This window comes from Thiocystis minor, assembly GCF_016653465.1.
GTDB classification, from domain to species: domain Bacteria; phylum Pseudomonadota; class Gammaproteobacteria; order Chromatiales; family Chromatiaceae; genus Chromatium; species Chromatium minus.
In genome coordinates this window covers 1-7,291 of the sequence record NZ_NHSQ01000072.1, presented here as the reverse complement: position 1 = coordinate 7,291, position 7,291 = coordinate 1, and the positions used below count along the sequence as shown (strand labels likewise).

The 7,291-nt window shown below is 61.3% G+C and carries 8 protein-coding genes; 4 read left to right on the top strand and 4 right to left on the bottom strand.

The genetic code is table 11. The features are described 5' to 3' along the window. The first annotated feature begins 541 nt into the window (after positions 1–541). The 4 genes from CCR95_RS09585 to CCR95_RS09570 are packed head-to-tail and all read left to right on the top strand — an operon-like array spanning position 542 to position 3,902. Entirely contained in the window at positions 542–1,363 is an 822-nt protein-coding gene (locus tag CCR95_RS09585) for an MlaE family ABC transporter permease (RefSeq protein ID WP_201093854.1), read from the top strand. Between the two features lie 12 nt (positions 1,364–1,375). Next, the gene (locus CCR95_RS09580; RefSeq protein ID WP_201093852.1) at positions 1,376–2,113 is read left to right on the top strand and encodes a cell division ATP-binding protein FtsE; all 738 of its coding nucleotides are present in this window, start codon (positions 1,376–1,378) and stop codon (positions 2,111–2,113) included. Beyond that, a complete protein-coding gene (locus tag CCR95_RS09575; protein WP_201093850.1) occupies positions 2,110–3,249 on the top strand; it encodes an MlaD family protein in 1,140 nt (379 codons plus the stop codon). Before CCR95_RS09580 ends, CCR95_RS09575 begins: the two co-directional genes overlap by 4 nt. Beyond that, entirely contained in the window at positions 3,237–3,902 is a 666-nt protein-coding gene (locus tag CCR95_RS09570; protein WP_242523156.1) for an ABC-type transport auxiliary lipoprotein family protein, read from the top strand. Before CCR95_RS09575 ends, CCR95_RS09570 begins: the two co-directional genes overlap by 13 nt. Here the strand turns inward: CCR95_RS09570 and CCR95_RS09565 are convergent. The 4 genes from CCR95_RS09565 to CCR95_RS09550 all read right to left on the bottom strand — a co-directional run bounded on the left by CCR95_RS09565 (position 3,888) and on the right by CCR95_RS09550 (position 6,733). Then, the gene (locus CCR95_RS09565; protein ID WP_201093848.1) at positions 3,888–5,315 is read right to left on the bottom strand and encodes an autotransporter domain-containing protein; all 1,428 of its coding nucleotides are present in this window, start codon (positions 5,313–5,315) and stop codon (positions 3,888–3,890) included. The two genes, CCR95_RS09570 and CCR95_RS09565, sit on opposite strands and share 15 nt — an antisense overlap. A 131-nt stretch (positions 5,316–5,446) precedes the next feature. Next, complete coding sequence (locus CCR95_RS09560) at positions 5,447–5,881, bottom strand: hypothetical protein (protein ID WP_201093845.1); 435 nt, start codon at positions 5,879–5,881, stop codon at positions 5,447–5,449. 126 nt (positions 5,882–6,007) lie between these two features. Beyond that, entirely contained in the window at positions 6,008–6,370 is a 363-nt protein-coding gene (locus tag CCR95_RS09555; protein WP_201093844.1) for a hypothetical protein, read from the bottom strand. Positions 6,371–6,451: 81 nt separating this feature from the next. Then, the gene (locus tag CCR95_RS09550; protein ID WP_201093842.1) at positions 6,452–6,733 is read right to left on the bottom strand and encodes a hypothetical protein; all 282 of its coding nucleotides are present in this window, start codon (positions 6,731–6,733) and stop codon (positions 6,452–6,454) included. Positions 6,734–7,291: the final 558 nt, after the last annotated feature.

The following is a 7,291-nucleotide window of genomic DNA, read 5'->3' as shown; positions in this document are numbered from 1 at the left end:
CCAGGGCGCCCAGGCCGCCCTGTTCCGACCGTCAAGGGTTCAATCCGCCCGCTTCGCCCGCGTCGGCCCCCCTCCTGGCGACTGAATCGCCTTTGAACCCCACCAAGATCGTCGGTTTCTGGACCTGCCCACAGGTCTATGAAATATCCGGGCTAATATAAAGTACTCTAAATTCTATCGTTAAACCGCGTCAGCGGCATGCCGAGCCCCTGGGATTGCCGAGTTGAACTCGGCTCTTCAACCGTCAGGTCGGAGCGACAAGAGCGAGTGCAACTTGGTGATACCAGACTTCCCGTAAGCAATTCCGGGATTGGCTCTAAGCCGCGTCCGGCATCCACTGCCGTTGTCTTGTCTTGTCTTGTCTTGTCTTGTCTTGTCTCGGCTTTGCGCGACCATTTTCACACATCGGAGCGTTCCGGGGAGCTGATTCATCCGCGTATCCTGCAGAAGAGCGTAAATCCGAGAGAATCGGGTAAGATCCTCCCGGACACTCCTCTCAACCGACGCACAAACGACGCTTAATCCCACTGGACGCGGTTTCATGACCCAATCCCGCCCATCCCGCGCCCTCCGCATCGACACCCAGCCGCGCCGTCCTTTCCATGGACCCGCCGGCTGGATCGAGGGCATCGGCCTGGCCGGACTGGCACTCCTGAGCTGTGGCGGTCTCTATCTGCGCATTCTCGCCGGTCGGGCGCGTCTGGATTTGCCGGCCCTGGCCGTCTCGCTGCGTCAGGCCGGGCTGTCCATCCTGCCCGCGATCACCCTGACGAGCGTGGCGGTCGGTTTGATTCTTGGCCGCCAGACCCAAAGGATTCTGGATCAGTTCGATCTGCCGGGGCTGGTGCTGGTCTCGGTCATCCATGCGGTTACGCTGGAGTTCGTGCCCATCCTGGTCGGCATCCTGGTGGCCGGGCGGGCCGGGGTGGCGCTGGCGGTGCGCCAGGCCACGCTCACGGTCAGCGGCGAGATGGACGGACTGCTGGCGAACGGCATCGATCCCATCCGCTTCACTCTGGGGCCGGTGCTATTGTCGATGCTGCTGATGAGTTTCGCCTTCGCGGTCTGGGGGAGTCTCGTCACCCTTGGCGCCACCGGGCTTTGGCTCTGGGGGATGGCGGATCTGCCGCCGGCGCTCTTTCTGGACGCGCTGACCCGCGCCCTGAGCCCCGGCGATCTGCTGGAGGCGGTGATCAAGCCGATGCTCTTCGCCCTCTTGATCGGGCTGATCGCGACCGTGAACGGAACCGCGGCAGGCCGCGATCCGCAAGGCATCGCGCAGGCCGCGACCCGCACCATGATCGGCGCCGTCGCCGCGATCCTGTTCGCGGATCTGCTCGCGATCCTGGTGCTGCGCGGTTGAGCGGGGCGCGCGATGACGGAGGCACTGGAACTCGACGGGATTTATCAGCATGTCAAGGGACGCATGGCGCTCATGGATCTCCGGCTGCGTCTCGCCGAGGGCGACTGGCTGCTGGTCGTGGGGCCGAATGGCGCCGGCAAGAGTCTGCTGATGCGCCTGATGCTCGGGCTCGATCGCCCGTCCGCGGGGACGCTGCGGGTGTTTGGCGAGGATCTGGAGCGGCTCGACGGGCGCGCCATGCAGCGTCTGCGTCGCCAGACCGGGGCGGTGCTGCAGGGCGGATCCCTGCTGGCAAGCGCCACGGTGCTGGACAATCTGCTGCTGCCGCTGCGCGACACCGCCATGACCCGCCGGGACATGGCCCGCGCCGCGCGGCTGGTGATGACCCTGCTGCAACTCGATGGACTCGAAAACCATCCGCCGCGCGCGCTCTCGCTGGGCCAGCAGCGTCAGGTCGAACTGGCGCGGGCGCTCATCCACCAGCCCCGACTGCTGATCTGGGACGGACTCTCGGATGGGTTGGATCTCACCGCCATCCGCGAGACGCTGGAGCGGCTTGGCAAACTTCGGGAGAACCGCAAACTGACACTCATCGCCACCGACAACCGACCCGAGATTCTGGCCGACGCCCGGCATCGGGTTGCCGTGCTGGATCGCGGTCGGCTGCTGTTCGAGGGACCGGCGACCGATCTGGCCGCCGCTAGCGCGTCGCGCCTGGAACTGCGCTCCGCCCTCTGGGGGCAACCATGAACGTGGACGAAGGCCCATCCAGCCACCGTCTGGAGCGTCTCTACGCACCGCCCGAAATCGGCGCGCCCGGCAAACGCCAGGCGCGCGCGCAGCGTCGGGATCTTTTTCTGGCGGGTCTGTTCGTGCTGGCCATGGTAGCGGTCCTCGTCGGCGCGCTGGCCCTGCTGCTGCCGGGTCTGTTCGGACGCGCCTATCGGGTGGACGCCTATTTTCTGAATGCCGATGGGCTGGAGGTCGGGATTCAGGTCGTCCAGGAGGGCTATGTCATCGGGCTGGTGGAGCGGGTGACGCCGGTGTTTCCGGGGCGGGATGCCGACCCCCAGGGCGCGTCCCTCAAGGCCGGGGTCGGGAACTGCCCGCCGCCCGCCGACGCGGCTCCTCGTCATCCCGCGCTCCCCTGTTTTCGCGCCACCCTGCGGATCAAGGATGCCTGGCCGGTACCTCGCGACAGCGTCGCGCAACTGGGCAGCGCAGGTCTGCTCAAGGGGGATGCCGTCAAGATCCGTCCAGGGCAGGCGCTCGACCTGCTGGCGGATGGCGCGGTCATCGACGCCCGGGGGCGGGAGGCGGATCTGCTGGCCCAGGTTGGAAACCTGACCGAGACGCTCAAGACCCTGGTCGACGAGACCGTCGCTCCGGCGCTGATCAGTCTACGCGATCAGATCAAGACCATCGAGACCCTGATCGGCACGGGCGAGGAGCAGGGCGACAATCGCGCGCGGCTCGCGGGCGCCTTCGAGAATCTGCGGGAACTCTCGGAACGGCTCAAGGCGTCGGTCGATCCGCAGGCCATCGCGGCAATCCTGGGGTCGGTCCGGACCCTGTCCGACAACCTCGCCGGGATGAGCGCGGAACTGACCGGGAGCACCGACGATCTGCAACGCGCGGTGACCAATTATGGCGCGCTGGCGGTGGATGTCCGCGCGCTGGTGCGGGACAACAAGCCCGCGCTGCAACGCACCTTGGACGATACGCAGTTTCTGCTTCAGGAACTCGCCACGGCCCTGACGCCGATCCTCACCAACATTGAGGACGCGACCCGCAACATCTCCGCGCTCGCGCGCGAGCTGCGCGCCGATCCCGCGACGATTCTCAAAAGCCGCGAAGTCGAGGAGAAGACGCCTTGGTTTCAGTAAGCCCGTTGGCCATCGAAGGGCGACGCTTCGTCCGGCGTCACCGGTGGCATGCCCTCTCTCTGGCGTTCCTGGTCCTTGTCGGCTGCGGCTCGTCCGCGCCGCTCCAGCGCGACCGTTTTTATGCCCTGGAGCCGCCGCCGTCCATTCAGGTTCCTGGAGACGCCGCGACACCGGCCATTCTGCTGGTCAACCATCTGGCCGCGCGGGGCTTTCTTGGCGGACGGCAGATCGTCTATCGCGACCATCGTCAGCCGCTGCTGGTCGAGCGCTACGAAGAGCTGCTGTGGGAGGAGCCCGTGCCGCGCGCCCTGTCCCAGGTCATGGTCAACGCCATTCGGAATGCCGGCCTCTTTCGTGTCGTCGCGATCCCGGCGGATCGGGCGCGCTCGGACTATCTGCTCGGCGGCGAGGTGGAACGCTTCGAGCATCGGCCCACCGAGCAGCCGCCGCGCGTGGTCGCGACACTGAACCTGTCGCTGGTCAGCGCCGGCGACCGCCATGCGGTTTGGACCCGCCGTTACAGTGGGGAGGAAATCGTCAACGCCACGACCCCGGACGCCATGGCGGAGGCATTCAATCGGCTTGCCGGGAGCCTGGCCGGTGAGGTGGTGCGCGATCTGAGCGCGGTGCAATCTCGGTTAAAAGGCGACTGAAAGCTCGCCGTAAAGATCGAAGGTATCGAGCCTGTCGGCACCCAGCAGCGTCATTCCCGCCAGCGAAACCGTGGCTTGCCGGTTAATCGCGAGACTGAGCCCGCCGGAAATCCTGCCATAGGTATCTTCGGCGACATCGTCCAGCGGAGTGAAGACGACGAAATCCGGCGAGAAGGCAAACCTGGATTCGACAAGATCCTCGCGCCCGATCCCAAAATCACGCTCCAGCTCGAGTTTCAGATAGGAATGAAGCGGCAGACCGCCGATCTGATCGCGGCGATCGAAGGCGGCGCCGACAGACGCCACGAACCGCTCGCTTTCCTGCTCTTCGATCCTTTGGGTCAGCAGAACATGCCCCTTTTCCCAATAGGCATCCACGGTGCCCTTCGAGTAACCGGCGCCCAGCACGGGACCAAACCGGAACTTGTCCTGACCGAAGAAATACCCCCCCTGTAAGCGTCCGGCATAGCTCCACCCATCGACATCCGAGCGCACCTTCGTCAAGCCGGCGAATCGCTCCGAGGTGAAATTGACCTGGCCGAGCGTGGCGATCAGGTCAAGGTAGTAGTTCGCATGCGAAAACGAGCCGAAGCCGCCGATCTGGTAGCCGGTTGTGGTCACATCCCCGAGACCTTGAAGGTCGCCGTCCGATTCCTCGATATTGAAGGCAACGCCGACTCGACTGACAGGATTGAGTTGAAAATCCGCGCCAAGGGTGGCGGAACGTATCTCCTGTTCGTATCCCAACACGCCTAATGCCGCATCCCGCTCCGTGTTTCCGTAGCTCAGGGCGGCGAAAAAGGGCGAGGAGGAGCAGGCAGGATCGAGCTTAGCGGATGGCCCCGCATCCTGATCGCTGGCACAGGAGCCAACGCGCCCCTGGGCCAGGCGGTTCTCCAATAAAGAGGTGAAATGCCGCGTGATGTCTTCCAGCATTGCGGTATTCACGCGTGACAACTCGGGCGCAAAGAGGAAGTTGGTGGCGACCGTTTTGGCTTGATCGAAGGACAGAAGGCTGAACTGTTGGGCAATTGGGTTGGCGTCATTGACGACGGTTTGCAGCGAAAACAGATAATTGGTCGACGCCAGTGTCCCTGACCCCTGTACGGTATCAACCGTCTGAAAATCCTGATCGCTCTCGGCAACCTGAACGATCATCGCGCGATTGAACCGGCCCGGCTGGCTGAGAATCGCAAGCTTATCGTTGCCGAATTGAAGAATCGCCGTCCGGTTATAGAAGCCGGTTTGCTTGACCGCGGAATCCGAAGCGAGCCCTTCGTCAACAATGCCGACCGAATTGGAAAAGCCATCCTGGATGATCGTGATTGGAGAATCCACCGCTTTGAAATTGGCTCCATTGATGCTTGCCTGTGAGCCCGCGAACACGGCGGTCATGGAAAAGCAGGCGGCCATGGAAACCATCAAAAGAGGGAGCCGGGGTCCGACAGAATGTTTCATCGTGATGTGCCTTATGAAAAGCCCTGACCGGACAAAACAAGTGACTTCGCGGTGCCAGAGCAAGACCGCCGAGCGTGAAGGACGAGTTACGGTTTTGGCAAAAGAGGCCGCATCCGATCGCGAATGCTGTCTTTATATTCCTTGGCCGTTGGAATATCCGTCTCCCTGAATCTGCCGGGCGCCGGGCAATCGATGCAATCCCGCGAGCTGACCGAACTCGAACTCCGGTTAAAACGATCATTGTCGATCTGTGGTTTCGCAGCGCCGTCGGTTCCCTTGCCAGATGGACGATTGCTCTGAATCGTGACATCGGAGCTATTGCCGTCGCGGGTAATGATTTTCTGACCATTTGGCGTTTTCGTGACCTGGGTTCTGCTCGGTTCGCTTCCCCCGCTTTGCTTGATCACCGCGGTCGAGCCACCCTGTTGATGAACCTCCGTCGCCGCGCAACCCATCGAGCTGAAAGAGAACCCGATCAAGACAGCGACGAAAAAACGAACAAGATCATTTGATGAAGCCATGGATTTCTCGTCTCTAACATGGGACGGATTAGCCTTGCGGTTCGAGAGGTGGTTGCACCGCCCATCGAACGCTGGCGCAACCGGCAAGGGTTTGAAGAGATGACAGATTAAGCCGCCAGCGTCGGGCTACCGCCGACTCGGCCCGTCATGTCCATACTGTCTGACTTTATTGTCGTTGACATCGCCACTCTGGTAGGTTGTCGCCTCGTTGTTCTGTCCCGCCTGCATGGTTCTGCTGTAGTTTTGGCCGCAATCCTGGTCGACGTTGGAGCGGTTATTCCGATCGATCTGCACATTCACATCGAAACAGGGCCGGTTGCTGTTGTCGCGCTCGGCCTGGCTGTACACTGAAGCGCTTGAAAGCGTCAATCCTAAAACCAAAAGAGAAAGAAGTGTTTTCATCTGAAGACCTGATCTCTGTTCATGGATCATCAACGCGGCCGACGCCGGGTTTTCTGGCGTCGGCCTGACCTTGATCGGGTTTAGCAAGCAGGTTGAGCGTTCTCGACGGCAATCAGGAGCGATTCGACTCGACGATTGACACGAGCAGGTTGCATGCGGGCGACGGACTTAGCGTCGGAAACGCTCTTCCTGAGTCGACTCGTTGTAGTTCTGTCCGCCATATTGTCCGGTTTGATTGGTGTTGATGTCGCCACGCTGACGGGAGCGATTGGCGTTGTCCGCACCTTCCTGGTAAGTAGCGTTATCGTTGTCCCTGCCGGACTGATAGCTATCGTTGGTGTTGATACGACCTTCCTGAATGGTTGTATTCGTGTTGATTTGAGCGAGCGCAGGGGTTGAAAGGCCAATGGCGAATGCGGCGACAAACAAAATTTTTACTTGTATTTTCATGGTTTTGCCCTGGTTCTTTTAAGTCGAATAATAATGGCGAAGCGATCTTGGTAAATATCTCATCGCTCAAAGCCCTGGCTGGATTCGCGAGGATCCGACCGAATCCAAGCATAATTTAAGCGTTCCGTCTCGGCAACTGAGCGTCAAGTCCAAAGGATCGTCGAATTTGTGACGCAGTTCACATAATTTTATTCGTGGGCTGTTCGAGGGATACTTGATTTAAGGATGGCGATTGGCTCGCGTTTGGCGATAGCCACTCGATCAACTCGACCGCCGCCTCCAGGGTGGTGGCCGCGCGGTTGGTCAGCAGGCGCCACTCGATGGGTTTGACGCATCGCGTTACACACATCTTTGTAAGTCTCTGAAATATATGCAACACAAACCGGGGCGTGTTATATAAAAATCAGCAAGTTACAGACTTGTGTGTAATGCGATGGGTTTGACGCCCTCTGGAGCCTCAACTTCGCGGGCGATCACGCAGGTCGCCTCCAGCGTGCCGCGACGCCCGTCCGGAAGGGTGACCCGTTGCGCGTAAAGCTGTTGATGGACCTCGCGCGC

Excerpts from the sequence above, each read along its gene's own strand:
- CCR95_RS09565 (WP_201093848.1), bottom strand. The coding sequence starts at position 5,315 with ATGGCCGCCTGCTTTTCCATGACCGCCGTGTTCGCGGGCTCACAGGCA.
- CCR95_RS09575 (WP_201093850.1), top strand. The coding sequence starts at position 2,110 with ATGAACGTGGACGAAGGCCCATCCAGCCACCGTCTGGAGCGTCTCTAC.
- CCR95_RS09585 (WP_201093854.1), top strand. The coding sequence starts at position 542 with ATGACCCAATCCCGCCCATCCCGCGCCCTCCGCATCGACACCCAGCCG.
- CCR95_RS09580 (WP_201093852.1), top strand. The coding sequence starts at position 1,376 with ATGACGGAGGCACTGGAACTCGACGGGATTTATCAGCATGTCAAGGGA.
- CCR95_RS09550 (WP_201093842.1), bottom strand. The coding sequence starts at position 6,733 with ATGAAAATACAAGTAAAAATTTTGTTTGTCGCCGCATTCGCCATTGGC.
- CCR95_RS09560 (WP_201093845.1), bottom strand. The coding sequence starts at position 5,881 with ATGGCTTCATCAAATGATCTTGTTCGTTTTTTCGTCGCTGTCTTGATC.